Here is a 13,614-nt window from a genome sequence, read left to right on the forward strand (position 1 = left end):
ACAATTGGCATCGACAATCATTTGGCACGCTGTTGAGTTCTCAAGAATCGGACGCACCCACCACAACCCCGCCAAGAGCATCAGATGGGACGTTCTGTGCTTCTACGTTAGAATTCCCCGAACGTTCCGTCAAATTCGCTGTTTCTGCGATTCCGACCGAACCGGCGGGCCGTTTCAGTCCCGCCCGGGCAACTCCACCAGCTTACAACACCTTGCTGTCCGGATCAACCTTGCCGGTCGACCCTGACCGCGTCCGTGCCGCAGGCCAGCTGGCAGCGTGCGCCGGCGGACAATGTCCGCTGACTCACGAAGCCGAAGGTGACTCCACGAAGCCGGCCGCTGTCTCGGCGTCCCGCACCCCCGTGGGCCGAAGAGAAACTTACGTATCTGCGGTGACAGAGTCAAATCCCCACGTCAGCGCCTGATCGCGTCCCGGCCGGCGCCGTGGATGCTCAGCGCACGTCGACGTCGATGCCGTGCCACCCGGTCGAACCGTCCGGCGCCGGCGGGGCCTCCGCCCCCGTCTGCACCTCGCCGTCGGCGGTGACGGCACGGACCTCGAGCCGGTGCCCCCCGGGTCGGGCGTCCCATTCCCACACCCACTGCCGCCAGGTGTCGGTGCTCGGGACGTCGGCCAGCCGGGTCCGGGTCCAGTCGCCGCCGTCGACGCGGACCTCTACCGCCTGGATGCCACGGTGCTGCGCCCACGCGACCCCGGCGACGGCCACCGTGCCGGCGCTCACCTCCGCACCGCTGTCCGGCACGTCGATCCGCGACGACACCTTCACCGGCCCGCGCTCGGACCAGCCGCGCGTCGTCCAGTACGCGTCGAACTCGTCGAACCTGCCCACCTCGATGTCGGTCACCCATTTGGTGGCGCTGACGTATCCGTACAGGCCCGGCACGATCACCCGCACCGGAAACCCGTGCTCCACCGGCAACGGCTCGCCGTTCATCCCGATGGCCAGCAACGCGTCCCGTCCGTCGGTCAGCACGTCGAGCGGCGTGCTGGCGTTCCACCCGTCGTCGGACGTGGACAGCACCGCGTCCGCGTCGGGTTCCGGCCCGGCCAGCGCGAGCACCTCCGCGACGGGCACGCCCGTCCAGTAGGCGTTGCCGATGAGGCTGCCGCCGACCTCGTTCGACACACAGTTCAGCGTCAGCCAGCGATCGACCGTGCCCATCGCGAGCAGCTCGTCGTAGCTGATCTCGACCTCGCGCTCGACCATCCCGTGGATCCGCAGCCGCCAGTCCTCGGCCCGGACCAGCGGAACCGACAACGCCGTGTCGATGCGGTAGAACTCGTCGTTGGGCGTACGCCACGGCTCGATCCCCGCGACGTCCACACTCACCCCCGCGGGATTGCGCGGAGTGGGCAGGTCCACGTTGGTGGCGAGATCCGCGCGCGAGTTCTCGACGCCCGCACGCCGGGCGCCCAGCAGCCGTCCGAGGCCGGCGCCGACGAAGGCCAGTGCGGCCGCCGTCGCCGCGCCGGTGAGGAACGAGCGCCTGCTGGCGGCACCGTCGACGTCGCCGCGGACGGGGGATGCGGACGCACCGGCGGCTGACGGCGTGCCGTCGCGGTCCGTGGCCCGTTCCGCGTCCGCCAGATCCGCCGCCTCCGCCAGATCCGCCGCCTCGGCCTCCTCGGCGCGGCGGACGAGCCACAGCAGCATCGGCAACGCGACCAGTCCGGCCACACCCACGGGCAGCAGATCCACGCCCGTCGTGTCGGGCCGGCTCCGCACCGCGACGCCGGCGACGACGAGCAGCGCCACGGCGAGCGATTGGCCCACGGCGCGCCGTCGCAGCGTCACGACACCGACCGCGCCGCCCAGGACCGCCAGCACCACGGCCATCCCGCCGAGCAGCACCGCCTTGTCGGCCGTCCCGAACCACTCGACGGCCAGGTCCTTGAGCCACGCCGGCGTGCGGTCGATGAACGCCTCGCCGACGGCGACGAACGGCGTCTCGGTCCGCGACAGCGCACCCGCGATGAGCTCCGCCGCCCCGAGCCCCATGGCCAGCGACAGCGCTCCCGCGAGCACGGGACGCCACCAGCGCCGCCGCCGCGTCAGGAGGTCTCCGGCCGGCGTCACGGGCACGGACCGCGAGGAGGATCCAGAAAGGGTCTGCACCCTTCGATCATGCGACGCTGACCTGGTCAGCTGCACCTCTCGACCATGATCGTCACCGATTCTTCAGAATTCGGCCGGCCGGTCCAGGGTGCGCTCGCGGACGCGACGACGCCGCGAACGCACGTGATCAACGGGTACGAGCGCCGGTCCACACGATCAGCGGAGCGCGGTGACGTGCGGGGCGATGGCCCGGAACGCCCGGCCGCGGTGGCTGACGGCGTCCTTCTCGGCGTCGGACATCTCGCCCGTGGTCCGCGACGCGCCGTCGGGCACGAAGATCGGGTCGTAGCCGAACCCGTTGCCGCCTCGGGGCTCACGGGTCAGCCGCCCGTGCACCGCCCCCTCCTCGACGACCTCGTGTCCGTCCGGCGCGACCAGCGCGGCGACGCTGACGAACGCCGCACCGCGATGCTCGTCGGGGACGTCGCCGAGCTGGTCGAGCAGCAGCTGCAGGTTCGCCACGTCGTCGCCGTGCCGGCCCGACCACCGCGCGGAGAACACGCCGGGCATGCCGTTCAGCACCGCGACCGCGATGCCGGAGTCCTCCGCCAGCGCCGGCAGCTCCGCCGCCGCGGCGACCGTGCGCGCCTTGAGCAGCGCGTTCTCGTGGAACGTCACGCCGGTCTCCACGACGTCGCCGACGCCGGGGATGTCGCTGACGGCCACCAGGTCGACCGGTGCGCCGGCGTCGGCCAGGATCCTGCGGATCTCGACGACCTTGTGCTCGTTCCGGGTCGCCAGGACCACCCGCGGCAGCGACGTCATGATGCCAGCGCGCTCTTCTGCAGCTCGGCCAGCTCACCGCACCCGGCTCCGGCCAGGTCCAGCAGGGCGTCCAGCTCGGCGCGGTCGAAGGGCACACCCTCGGCCGTTCCCTGCACCTCGATGAACGTGCCCCCGCCCGTCATCACGACGTTCATGTCGGTCTCGGCGCGCACGTCCTCGTCGTAGTTCAGGTCCAGCAGCGGCTCGCCGTCGACCACGCCGACGGACACGGCCGACACCGAGTCGCCGAGAACCTCGCCGGAGCCGATGGTGCCGTGCTCGCGCATCCACCCGACGGCGTCCTGCAGCGCCACGTACGCCCCGGTGATCGCGGCCGTGCGGGTGCCGCCGTCGGCCTGCAGCACGTCGCAGTCGACCATGACGGTGTTCTCGCCCAGCGCCGCGGTGTCGATGACGCCGCGCAGCGAGCGGCCCACCAGGCGCGAGATCTCGTGCGTGCGGCCGCCGATACGTCCCTTGACCGACTCGCGATCCGATCGCGTGTTGGTCGAGCGCGGGAGCATCGCGTACTCGGCGGTCACCCATCCGAGTCCGGAGCCCTTGCGCCAACGGGGCACGCCCTCTGTCACCGACGCCGCACACAGGACGCGGGTCCGGCCGAACTCGACGAGCACCGAGCCCTCGGCGTTGTCGAGCCAACCGCGGGTCATGCGGACAGAACGGAGTTGGTCGGCCTTGCGGCCGTCGGAGCGTGTCATGAGGCCAAGCTATCGGTCCGCGCCGACACCGCGCCCCCGGGCCGTCCGCGACCGGCCCGCGCCGGCTCAGAACAGCTGGATCGGGTACACCTCGAACGACGCGGCGAACCGGCATCCCAGGCGCGTCCCGTCGACCCGGGCGATGCTCTCGAGGAACTCACGCGGCTCCGGGTGTCCGTCACCGAGACCGTCCAGGTAGACGGCGTGCGCGCGCAGCGAGTCCACGCCGAGGTCGAACGTCTCGGTGGTGTCGACCGCGTGCCCAGCCTCGGGTGACCCGGCGGCCCAGACCGCGCGGACGCCGTTCCACGGCTCCAGGCCCTCGTCCGTGAGCTCGCGGAACACCCAGCGGTTCCCCGCGTCCCGCGCCGCGTCGAGGACGGCGCGCCCGACGGCGATGTGGTCCGCCTGGTTGAGCGCGACGCCGCCGTAGGTCTCGCGCAGGTTCGCGGTGACGACGATCTCGGGACGGTGCCGGCGGATGACCCGCGTCAGGTCCCGCCGCAGCGGCAACCCGTACTCCACGACGCCGTCCGGGTATCCGAGGAACTCGACCTCGTCCACCCCCACCACGCGGGCCGACGCGCGTTCCTCCGCCTCACGAGCCGGCCCGGCCTCGTCCGGGTGCATCCCGTCGATACCGGCCTCGCCGCTGGTGACCAGGCAGTACGCGATCCGTTTGCCCTGCCCGGTCCAGCGCGCGATCGCCGCGGCTCCGCCGTACTCGATGTCGTCCGGGTGCGGCGAGACGACCAGCGCGCGGTCCCAGTCCTCGGGCAGCGGCTCGTACGGCTCAGGCGTCTCGGTCGTCATCACGCTGCTCCGTGCTCGTGGTCATGGCTCACACCTTCCAGGTCGCGCCGGGCTCGGCGCACTCGACCGGGCCGCCGAAGACCTCACGCGCGGCAGCGGCGGCGCCAGCCTTGTCTCCCCACGGTGGCACATGTGTGACCACCAGCCGGCCCACGCCGGCCGACGCCGCGTGCTCGCCCGCCTCGCGGCCGGTCAGGTGGATACCCGGCGGGTGGTCGACACCGTCGTCGAAGGCCGCCTCGCACAGCAGCAGGTCGGCGCCGCGCGCGAGTTCGGACAGCGCCGTGGTCGGTCCCGTGTCGCCGGAGTAGACCAGCGCACGTCCCTCGTGCTCGACACGGACGGCGTAGGCCGGCACCGGGTGCGCCACCCGCGCCGTGCGCACGGTGAACGGGCCGACCCGGACCGGCCCTTCGGTGTGGGTGACGAAGTCGAACGCGCCCGACAGCCCCGGTTCGGGCTCGCGGCCGTACGCCTTCGCCATCCGCCGCGCCGTGCCTTCGGGGCCGTGGACGGGGATCGTCCGGCCTGCGCGGAGCCCGTAGTGCAGGGCGACGTAAAGCCCGCAAAGGTCCATGCAGTGGTCGGGATGCAGGTGGGTGAGGACGACACCCTCGATGTCGGCCAGCGCGGAGAAGCCGATGCGCTGCTGCAACGGGCCCAGCACGCCGTTGCCGAGGTCGACGATCAGGCGGGCCCCGTCCGCTTCGACCAGATACCCGGACGCGGGCGAGTCCGGTCCGGGCAGCGAGCCGGAGCAGCCGAGCACGGTGAGCCTCACGATCCGGCCACCTCGCTCTCGCGGCGCACCACCGGGATCTCGGTGGTCTCGTCGACCACGCCAACCTCCGGCCCGAGGAACCTGCGGCCGAGCTCGCGGAACGGCCGCGGGTCACCGGTCGAGCGGAAGCGGTGCCGCGGTGCGGGCAGGCCCGCCGGGCGCATCAGCCCGTTCGCCGCCAGCACCCGGTACACGTCCTGGGCGGTCTCCTCGGCGCTGCTCACCAGCGTGACCTGCTCGCCCATGACGTAGGCGACGACAGCGGTCAGCAGCGGATAGTGCGTGCAGCCGAGCACGAGCGTGTCCACGCCGGCCTCGCGGACCGGGTCGAGGTACTCGTGGGCCGCACGCTCGAGGTCCGGGCCGTGCGTCACGCCGTTCTCGACGAACTCGACGAACCGCGGGCACGCCCGGGCGGTGATGCGCAGGTGCGGCGCCGCGGCGAACGAGTCCTCGTAGGCGCGCGACGTGACCGTCGCCGTCGTCCCGATGACGCCGACCTGGCCGTTGCGGGTGGCGGCGACGGCGCGGCGCACCGCCGGCTGGATGACCTCCACGACCGGGACGGCGTAGCGCTCGCGGGCGTCGCGCAGGACTGCGCTGCTGGCCGAGTTGCAGGCGATGACCAGCATCTTCACGCCCTCGTCGACGAGGCGGTCCATGACGTCGAGCGCATAGGCCCGTACCTGCGCGATGGGGCGTGGGCCGTACGGGCCGCGCTCGGTGTCGCCGACGTACAGAACCGGCTCGTGCGGGAGCTGGTCGAGCACGGCGCGGGCGACGGTCAGCCCGCCCACACCGCTGTCGAAGATCCCGATCGGTGCGTCGTCCATCGAGGCAAGAGCGTACGCCGCGTCCGGGCGGACTCCGGCGTGTGCGGCGGCCAACGTGTCGAACGCCACCCACACGACGCCCCTGCTGTCAGGCCCAGAGCTGGCCCTCGAGGCGCTCCTCGGCGTCGTCGAGGGTGCCCTCGTACGCGCCGGTCGAGAGGTACTTCCAGCCGGCGTCGGCGACCACGAACGCGATCTGGGCGGGCTCGCCGGCCTCGACCGCCTTGCGGGCCATGCCCAGCGCGGCGTGGACCACCGCGCCGGTGGAGATGCCGGCGAAGATGCCCTCGAGCTGGAGCAGCTCTCGGGTACGCCGCACCGCGTCGCGCGGGCCGACCGAGAACCGGCTGGTCAGCACCGACTCGTCGTACAGCTCGGGGACGAACCCCTCGTCGAGGTTACGCAGGCCGTAGACCAGCTCACCGTAACGTGGCTCCGCGGCGACGACACTGATGCCGGGCACCTTCTCGCGGAGGAAACGGCCGACTCCCATGAGTGTGCCCGTGGTGCCGAGCCCGGCGACGAAGTGGGTGATCTCCGGCAGGTCCTCGAGCAGCTCCGGGCCGGTGCCCTCGTAATGCGCGAGCGCGTTGCCCGGGTTGCCGTACTGGTACAGCATGACCCAGCTGGGATTGTCGTGCGTGAGTCCTTTCGCGATGCGCACCGCCTCGTTGGAGCCGCCGGCCGCGGGAGACGGAATGATCTCGGCTCCCCACATCGCCAGCAGCTGGCGACGCTCCTCGGACGTGTTCTCGGGCATGACGCAGACCAGCCGGTACCCCTTCAGGGTGGCGGCCATCGCCAGCGAGATCCCGGTGTTGCCGGACGTCGGCTCGAGGATGGTGCAGCCGGGCGTCAGCCGGCCGTCGGCCTCGGCGGCCTCGATCATCCGCAGCGCCGGGCGGTCCTTCACCGACCCGGTCGGGTTACGGTCCTCGAGTTTTGCCCACAGTCGCACGTCCGGCGACGGCGACAACGCCGGTAACCCGACCAGCGGGGTGCGGCCGAGCGAGTCGAGCAACGACTCGTAGCGCATCAGCGGCCCGGACGCGTCGCCGCGCCCGACCCTCCGGCGACCGCGGGCAGGACCGTGACGGCGTCGCCGTCGGACACGGCCGTTCCGGGCCCGTCGAGGAACCGGACGTCCTCGTCGTTGAGATAGACGTTCACGAACTTGCGCAGCGCACCGTCGTCCAGCAGCCGCTCCCGCAGACCCGGGTGCCGCGTCTCGAGGTCGTCGATCAGCGCCGACAGCGTGGCGCCGTCGCCCTCGACGGTCTTGGCGCCACCTGTGTACTGGCGCAGGATCGTGGGGATGCGGACCTCTACGGCCATCGACCTACTCCTGGTTGCTCGTGAAGGTACTCGTGAACCCGCCGTGTCGGACGTGTACAGCCATCCAAACGACGACGGGACGGCGCGTCATTCCCCGTCGACGATGTCGACCGGTTCCTCGGTGACCTCACCATCCACGATGCGGAACGACCGGAACTCGACGTCTCCGTCGGTCCCGGTGGAGACCAGGACGTAGTGGGCGCCGGGCTCGGAGGCGTACGACACGTCGGTGCGCGACGGGTACGCCTCCGTCGCCGTGTGCGAGTGATAGATCACGACCGGGTCCTCGTCGTTGTCGTCCATCTCGCGGTAGAGGTGGAGCAGATCCATCGAGTCGAACTCGTAGAACGTGGGCGAGCGCGCCGCGTTCAGCATCGGCACGAACCGCTCGGGCCGGTCGGAACCGGTCGGGCCGGCGACGACGCCGCACGCCTCGTCCGGGTGGTCACGGCGGGCGTGCGCGATGATCTCGTCCACGAGGTTTCGGCGGATGACAAGCACGGCGACAGGATACGGTCCCCGTGCCGCGGACACCGCGGCGGCCGGGTCGACCCGCCCGGCACGGTTCGTGCCCGCGGACTACTCCAGCCCTGCGGCCAGCGTGCGTACCAGCGTCTCCTGCACCCAGCCGAGCCAGTCGTAGACGTCGTGGACGTGCCGGCGGGGGTCGTTCTCGTCGAGCGAGAGCCACTCGTCCTCGTCGTCCTCGCTGACCCCGAGACGGGTGCCGAGCGCGAGCCGCAGATCCGTCAGCGTGCGCAGCCACGCCTGTGACTCGTCGCCGTCGAGCTCGATACGCACCTTCTCGCGCGGGCGGGCCTGCTCGTCGGCCGACGCCCCCTCGGCCGTCGCCAGCGACGCCAGCACGGTCGCCGCCGTGCCCGCCTTGGCCTCACGCAGTCCACGCTCGGTGAACCGGCGGAAGTCCGACGCCGCCTCGCCGTCCTCGGCATAGGCGTCGGGGAACAGCCGCAGCAGCACCGGATCGGTCGGGCGCTTCGGCTCCTCGTCGCTGAGCCCCAGCTCCGCCGCCCACGCACCGTCGCCGGAGTTGTCGGCCGGCTCGTCGTGAACCAGCTCGAGCAACTGCCCGACCAGCGAGCGCAGCAGTTCGACCTCGGCGGTATGGAAAGAAGCGGCGACGGAACCGCCGCGGGCTCGACGGAACGCGGTACTCAGACTCGGTCCCCCGCCTTCTGCAACGTGGCCCACAGGCCATACGAGTGCATGGCCTCCACGTCGCGCTCCATCTCCTCCCTGGTCCCGGAGGACACCACGGCCTTGCCCTTCTCGTGGACCTCGAGCATGAGCTTCTCGGCCTTGACCTTCGGATAGGCGAAGTATGCCTGAAAGACGTAGGCGACGTACGACATAAGGTTCACCGGGTCGTTCCAGACGACCGTGACCCAGGGCACGTCCGCGGCCGGAGACTCCTCGGCCTCCGGGCGCTCGATCTCAACGGGTGCGGTCATCACGACCCCCTATGGTGTCATCTTCGGCCATCACCCGGCGCTGCCCGGCCTGACATGTGGATAACACCGGAACGATCCCCGCGCTTCCACGCCATTCCCGCGCATGTCAACACCCCATCATCCACCTTCGGCGCCTCCGTTCGCCACTCTGCGGCGTTCCATCGGCCATCTCGGCGTCTGGGGCATAGTCTGGATGACGTGTCGGCAACGACGGCGCTGCTCACCGACCAGTATGAGCTGACGATGCTCCAGGCCGCGCTGGCCAGGGGGACCGCGCGGCGGCGTTCGGTCTTCGAGGTCTTCGCCCGCCGGCTGCCCGAGGGCAGGCGGTACGGCGTGGTCGCCGGGACCGGCCGGTTCCTCGACGCCGTCGAGACGTTCCGGTTCGACGGCGAGACGCTGCGGTTCCTGCGCGAGGCCGGCATCGTCGACGACGCCACCGCCGACTGGCTGGCCGACTACCGGTTCACCGGTGACGTGTGGGGCTACGCCGAGGGCGACGTGTTCTTCCCGCACTCGCCGTTGCTGGTGGTCGAGGGAACGTTCGCCGAGGCGGTGCTGCTCGAGACGCTCGCGCTGTCGGTGTTCAACTTCGACTCCGCCGTCGCCTCGGCGGCCTCACGGATGACCGCGGCGGCGGGTGCGCGGCCGTGCATCGAGATGGGCTCGCGGCGCGCGCACGAGCACGCCGCCGTCGCGGCGGCCCGGGCCGCCCGCATCGCCGGGTTCGACTCCACCAGCAACCTCGAAGCCGGTCGCACGTACGGGCTGCCGACCCGCGGCACCAGCGCACACTCGTTCACGCTGCTCCACGACTCCGAACAGGACGCGTTCACCGCCCAGATCAGCTCGCTCGGCAAGGAGACCACGCTGCTCGTGGACACCTACGACGTCGCGGCGGCGGTCGAGACCGGGGTCCGCATCGCCGGCACCGGGCTCGGTGCCGTCCGGCTCGACTCCGGCGACCTGCTGTCCCTGGCCACGGAGGTGCGGCGACAGCTCGACGAACTCGGCGCCACGGACACCCGCATCGTCGTCACCAGCGATCTGGACGAGCACGCCATCGCCGCGCTCGCCTCGGCACCCGTCGACGGCTACGGGGTCGGGACGTCACTGGTCACAGGTTCGGGCGCGCCCACGGCCGGGCTGGTGTACAAACTCGTCTCGCGCGAGGACGACGACGGGACGATGGTCTCGGTCGAGAAGCGCAGTACCGGGAAGAGCAGCGTCGGTGGGCGTAAGTACGCCTGGCGCAGACGCGACGGCCGGGGGGTGGCCAGCGCGGAGATCCTCGGTCTCGGCCGGTCCCCCGAGGCCGACAGTGACGACCGCCCGCTGCTCGTCCCCCTGATCCGCGACGGCGAGGTCGTCGGCCGCGAGCCGCTCGACGCCGCGCGTCGCCGGCACGTCACCGCGCGTGCAGAACTTCCCCCCACCGCGCTGCAACTCTCGCGCGGTGAACCCGCGATCCCGACGTACTACGAGGAGTCCCGATGACGCGCGCACTCATCGTCGTCGACGTCCAGAACGACTTCTGCGAAGGCGGCAGCCTGGCGGTCAACGGCGGCGCCGACACCGCTTTCGCCATCTCCGAGGTACTCAAGGAATGGAACGAAGCCGAACCGGACGAACGCAAGTACGACTACGTGGTGGCCACCCGTGACCACCACATCGACCCGGGCGAGCACTTCTCCGACAATCCGGACTTCGTCACCAGCTGGCCGCGGCACTGCGTCGCCGGCACCGACGGGGCGGCCTTCCACCCCAACCTCGACCCACAGCCGTTCGACGCGGTGTTCGACAAGGGCGAGTACTCGAACGGCTACTCCGGTTTCGAGGGCCATGCGCAGGACGGCTCCGGCCTGCCCGACTGGCTGCGCTCGCGCGAGGTCACGACCGTGGACGTGGTCGGCATCGCCACCGACCACTGCGTGCGGGCCACCGCGCTGGACGCCGCCGGCGCCGGGTTCGACACGCGTGTCCTGCTCGACCTCACCGCCGGGGTGTCGAACGAGACCACCTCGCGAGCGCTACAGGACCTGCGCTCGGCGGGTGTCCGGCTCGACGGGCGGCCGGTGGTCCGTGCCGCCTGACCTCACGACGCCGGCGCCGACCGCCTGGGTGCTCGCCGGTGCACCGGGCGCGGGCAAGTCGACCGTCGCCGCGGAGCTCACGCGCCTGCTCGACCCCGCACCGGCGATCCTGGACAAGGACACCCTGTACGGGTCGTTCGTCGCGGCCACCCTCGCCGCCGCGGGCCGCCCGTTCGGTGAGCGTGAAGGACCGTGGTACGACGAGCACGTCAAGGTGCACGAATACACCGGCATGGCCGACACCGCGCGCCAGATCCGCTCGCACGGCTGCCCCGCGCTGCTCGTCGCGCCGTTCTCGGGGCAGATCCGCGACCGGGACCGCTGGGACGCCTACGTCGACCGGCTCGGCGGTGAGCCGGCGCGCCTCGTGTGGGTCCGCTGTGATGCGGAGACGCTACGCGCCCGCCTCGTCGAGCGCGGTCACGATCGGGACGGACGCAAGCTCGCGGAGTTCGACACGTTCACCGCGCGGACCCTTCCGGACGAGCCGCCGCCCGTCCCGCACGTCGAGATCGACAACCGTCACGGCGCGCCGCCGCTCGACGGCCAACTCAAGCCCCTGCTCGGCGCCACCCCGCCTCGTCGTCGCCGTGAATGATCAGCCGGGAAGTGTGAGGCCGGACTGTACGGCGAACACCACGAGCTGAGCACGGTCGCGGGCGTGCAGCTTGACCATCGCCCGGCTGACGTGTGTGCGCACCGTCGCCGGACTCACCACGAGCTCGGCCGCGATCTCGTCGTTCGACCGTCCGGTGGCGACCCAGGCCACGATCTCGCGCTCCCGATCGGTCAGCCGCGACAGCTCGGGATGCGCGGTGGGAGACGGCACCGCCTCCCGCGAACTGAACTGCTCGATCACGCGGCGGGTCACCGACGGCGACAGCAGCGACTCGCCGGCGGCGACGACCCGGACGGCATGCAACAGCTCCTCGGGCGGGGAGTCCTTGAGCACGAACCCGCTCGCGCCGCCGCGCAGCGACTCGAAGACGTACTCGTCCAGCTCGAAGGTGGTCAGCATGATCACTTTGACGTCGGACAACGCCGGTTCGGCGGTGATCTCGCGCAGCGCGCTCAACCCGTCGAGGACGGGCATGCGGATGTCCATGAGCACGATGTCGGGCACGGTGCGGCGGACGGCGTCCATACCGTCGCGCCCGTCGGCGGCCTCGGCGGCCAGCTCGGTGTCGTCCTCGGCCTCCAGCAGCGTCCGCAGCCCCATCCGGACCAGCGTCTGGTCGTCGACGACCACGACCCGGATGACGCCGCCGGCGGGCCCGTCATCGCCCGCACCGCTGTCGGGCACGCCGGGGTTCTCCTCGCTCATACCGGTGATCCTGGCACGGAGGCGGCGCTCACCGGCAACGACGCGCGCACGGCGAACCCGCCGTCCGGCTGTTGCCCGGCGGAGACGCTGCCGCCCAGTTCCTCGGCGCGTGCCCGCATCCCCGGGATGCCGGATCCGGTGGGGACGTGTCGGCCGCTGCCGGTCCCGGCAGCCGTACCTCGCCCGTTGTCCCGCACCTCCAGCACGACGACGTCGCCGTCCCGGTGGACGCGGACCCGCGCCCGGGTGGCGCCGGAGTGCCGCAGCACGTTGGTCAGCGCCTCCTGCAGGATGCGGTACAGCGCGACGTCCGCGGCCGGTGACAGCTCACCCGCCTGGACGTCGTCCAGGTCGGCGTCGACGTCGACCCCGCCGGCGCGGACCCGCTCGAGCAGCACACCGGCATCACCCAGTCCGGGTGCGGGACGCCGCGGCGCCTGCTCGCCCTCGGGCGTGCGCAACGCGTCGAGCTCGGCCCGGAGGTCGTTCAGCGACTCGGTGCTGGTGTCGCGGATCGCCTCCAGCGCCTCGCGCGCCCTGTCCGGATTGCGGTCCAACACGTGCAACGCCACACCGGACTGCATGGCGATCACGGCGAGCCCGTGCCCGACGGAGTCGTGCAGCTCCTGGGCCATGCGCAGCCGTTCCTCGGACACCGCCCGTCGTGCCTGGGCAGCGCGCACGCCGGCCGCGGACTCCCGTCTGATGCGGGTGGCGGCGCCGATCGCCGCCGGCACCGCCACCAGCGAGACGGACGCGCCGATCCACCCCAGCCAGGGGAACCCGTCGCCCACGGCCCCCATGTCGACGAACCGGACCGACCCCGCGGCGAAGACCAGGATCCACAGCCCGGCCGCCCACAGCTGCGCGCGGCGCAGCGGGCGCAGCCAGGTGATGCCGAAGGCGGCGATCGGCACCGACACCAGAACGGGGCCGAACGGGTAGCCCACCGCCAGGTAGGTCGTCACGGCGGCGCCCACGCCCACGACCGTCCACTCCGGGCGGCGCAGTTGCGGCAGCACCGAAGCCGCGGCGGCGACGACCAACAGGTAGGCCCCCGCGTCCGGCATCCGCGCCACGTGCGGCTGGTCGGCCCCTGCCGGGCCGGTGCCCATGATGCCGGGGATCAGGATCACCAGGGCCGGCCACACGGCACTCCACACCGCCCTCGGCGTGATGGACCGCGGCACTGTGACCTCCGGTGTCTCGCTGGCTGTCGGCACGACAATAGAACGTGCGGCCCGGCGCGACATCCGTTCCGGCACGCAGCGCACCTACGTCGTCCTGCGTAGACGCGAAGCCGCCCGCCGGGCGACGCGTGCGTACCCACGTCGCGGCCAC

General features: G+C 71.8%; 16 protein-coding genes. 3 read left to right on the forward strand and 13 right to left on the reverse strand.

The window, feature by feature from the left end:
* Nucleotides 1-452 precede the first annotated feature (452 nt).
* The 11 genes from CLV30_RS22095 to clpS all read right to left on the reverse strand — a co-directional run bounded on the left by CLV30_RS22095 (nt 453) and on the right by clpS (nt 8,856).
* The gene (locus CLV30_RS22095; RefSeq protein WP_205740939.1) at nt 453-2,105 is read right to left on the reverse strand and encodes a molybdopterin-dependent oxidoreductase; all 1,653 of its coding nucleotides are present in this window, start codon (nt 2,103-2,105) and stop codon (nt 453-455) included.
* Nucleotides 2,106-2,294: 189 nt separating this feature from the next.
* Nucleotides 2,295-2,903: an RdgB/HAM1 family non-canonical purine NTP pyrophosphatase gene (gene rdgB, locus CLV30_RS22100; protein WP_106539416.1), complete on the reverse strand. Its 609-nt coding sequence runs from the start codon at nt 2,901-2,903 to the stop codon at nt 2,295-2,297.
* Nucleotides 2,900-3,622: a ribonuclease PH gene (rph, locus tag CLV30_RS22105; RefSeq protein ID WP_106539417.1), complete on the reverse strand. Its 723-nt coding sequence runs from the start codon at nt 3,620-3,622 to the stop codon at nt 2,900-2,902. Before rph ends, rdgB begins: the two co-directional genes overlap by 4 nt.
* Nucleotides 3,623-3,688: 66 nt before the next feature.
* On the reverse strand, nt 3,689-4,435 hold the full coding sequence (locus CLV30_RS22110; protein WP_106539418.1) for a PIG-L deacetylase family protein: 747 nt from the start codon (nt 4,433-4,435) through the stop codon (nt 3,689-3,691).
* Between the two features lie 28 nt (nt 4,436-4,463).
* Nucleotides 4,464-5,216, reverse strand: a complete 753-nt coding sequence (locus tag CLV30_RS22115; RefSeq protein WP_106539419.1) for an MBL fold metallo-hydrolase — start codon at nt 5,214-5,216, stop codon at nt 4,464-4,466.
* A complete protein-coding gene (murI, locus tag CLV30_RS22120; RefSeq protein ID WP_106539478.1) occupies nt 5,213-6,049 on the reverse strand; it encodes a glutamate racemase in 837 nt (278 codons plus the stop codon). The genes CLV30_RS22115 and murI overlap by 4 nt, the downstream gene beginning before the upstream one ends.
* A gap of 88 nt (nt 6,050-6,137) precedes the next feature.
* Nucleotides 6,138-7,085, reverse strand: a complete 948-nt coding sequence (locus CLV30_RS22125) for a PLP-dependent cysteine synthase family protein (protein ID WP_106539420.1) — start codon at nt 7,083-7,085, stop codon at nt 6,138-6,140.
* A complete protein-coding gene (locus CLV30_RS22130; RefSeq protein ID WP_106539421.1) occupies nt 7,085-7,384 on the reverse strand; it encodes a MoaD/ThiS family protein in 300 nt (99 codons plus the stop codon). The genes CLV30_RS22125 and CLV30_RS22130 overlap by 1 nt, the downstream gene beginning before the upstream one ends.
* 87 nt (nt 7,385-7,471) lie before the next feature.
* Nucleotides 7,472-7,885, reverse strand: a complete 414-nt coding sequence (locus tag CLV30_RS22135) for a M67 family metallopeptidase (RefSeq protein WP_106539479.1) — start codon at nt 7,883-7,885, stop codon at nt 7,472-7,474.
* 78 nt (nt 7,886-7,963) lie between these two features.
* Nucleotides 7,964-8,596 (reverse strand): DUF2017 domain-containing protein, encoded by a 633-nt coding sequence (locus CLV30_RS22140; protein WP_205740940.1) that lies wholly within the window; start codon nt 8,594-8,596, stop codon nt 7,964-7,966.
* Complete coding sequence (gene clpS, locus CLV30_RS22145; protein WP_106539481.1) at nt 8,560-8,856, reverse strand: ATP-dependent Clp protease adapter ClpS; 297 nt, start codon at nt 8,854-8,856, stop codon at nt 8,560-8,562. The genes CLV30_RS22140 and clpS overlap by 37 nt, the downstream gene beginning before the upstream one ends.
* A gap of 198 nt (nt 8,857-9,054) precedes the next feature.
* Here clpS and CLV30_RS22150 point away from each other — a divergent pair, with 198 nt between their 5' ends.
* From CLV30_RS22150 to CLV30_RS22160, 3 genes are read left to right on the forward strand one after another with little or no spacing between them, the layout of a single operon-like run.
* Nucleotides 9,055-10,353 carry a nicotinate phosphoribosyltransferase gene (locus tag CLV30_RS22150; RefSeq protein ID WP_240723329.1) on the forward strand — a complete coding sequence of 433 codons (1,299 nt, stop codon included), beginning with the start codon at nt 9,055-9,057 and terminating at the stop codon, nt 10,351-10,353.
* The gene (locus tag CLV30_RS22155) at nt 10,350-10,949 is read left to right on the forward strand and encodes a nicotinamidase (RefSeq protein WP_106539423.1); all 600 of its coding nucleotides are present in this window, start codon (nt 10,350-10,352) and stop codon (nt 10,947-10,949) included. The genes CLV30_RS22150 and CLV30_RS22155 overlap by 4 nt, the downstream gene beginning before the upstream one ends.
* Nucleotides 10,939-11,547: a P-loop nucleotide/nucleoside kinase family protein gene (locus tag CLV30_RS22160; protein ID WP_106539482.1), complete on the forward strand. Its 609-nt coding sequence runs from the start codon at nt 10,939-10,941 to the stop codon at nt 11,545-11,547. The genes CLV30_RS22155 and CLV30_RS22160 overlap by 11 nt, the downstream gene beginning before the upstream one ends.
* Here CLV30_RS22160 and CLV30_RS22165 read toward each other — a convergent pair whose 3' ends face one another.
* Both CLV30_RS22165 and CLV30_RS22170 read right to left on the reverse strand, forming a co-directional pair.
* Nucleotides 11,548-12,273 (reverse strand): response regulator transcription factor, encoded by a 726-nt coding sequence (locus CLV30_RS22165; protein WP_106539424.1) that lies wholly within the window; start codon nt 12,271-12,273, stop codon nt 11,548-11,550.
* Nucleotides 12,270-13,496, reverse strand: a complete 1,227-nt coding sequence (locus CLV30_RS22170) for a sensor histidine kinase (RefSeq protein WP_165358673.1) — start codon at nt 13,494-13,496, stop codon at nt 12,270-12,272. Before CLV30_RS22170 ends, CLV30_RS22165 begins: the two co-directional genes overlap by 4 nt.
* Nucleotides 13,497-13,614 lie beyond the last annotated feature (118 nt).

The sequence above is a fragment of the Haloactinopolyspora alba genome, from assembly GCF_003014555.1.
GTDB lineage: Bacteria > Actinomycetota > Actinomycetes > Jiangellales > Jiangellaceae > Haloactinopolyspora > Haloactinopolyspora alba.

Excerpts from the sequence above, each read along its gene's own strand:
- CLV30_RS22130 (WP_106539421.1), bottom strand. The coding sequence starts at position 7,384 with ATGGCCGTAGAGGTCCGCATCCCCACGATCCTGCGCCAGTACACAGGT.
- CLV30_RS22125 (WP_106539420.1), bottom strand. The coding sequence starts at position 7,085 with ATGCGCTACGAGTCGTTGCTCGACTCGCTCGGCCGCACCCCGCTGGTC.
- CLV30_RS22155 (WP_106539423.1), top strand. The coding sequence starts at position 10,350 with ATGACGCGCGCACTCATCGTCGTCGACGTCCAGAACGACTTCTGCGAA.
- CLV30_RS22110 (WP_106539418.1), bottom strand. The coding sequence starts at position 4,435 with ATGACGACCGAGACGCCTGAGCCGTACGAGCCGCTGCCCGAGGACTGG.
- murI (WP_106539478.1), bottom strand. The coding sequence starts at position 6,049 with ATGGACGACGCACCGATCGGGATCTTCGACAGCGGTGTGGGCGGGCTG.
- CLV30_RS22165 (WP_106539424.1), bottom strand. The coding sequence starts at position 12,273 with ATGAGCGAGGAGAACCCCGGCGTGCCCGACAGCGGTGCGGGCGATGAC.
- rph (WP_106539417.1), bottom strand. The coding sequence starts at position 3,622 with ATGACACGCTCCGACGGCCGCAAGGCCGACCAACTCCGTTCTGTCCGC.
- rdgB (WP_106539416.1), bottom strand. The coding sequence starts at position 2,903 with ATGACGTCGCTGCCGCGGGTGGTCCTGGCGACCCGGAACGAGCACAAG.
- clpS (WP_106539481.1), bottom strand. The coding sequence starts at position 8,856 with ATGACCGCACCCGTTGAGATCGAGCGCCCGGAGGCCGAGGAGTCTCCG.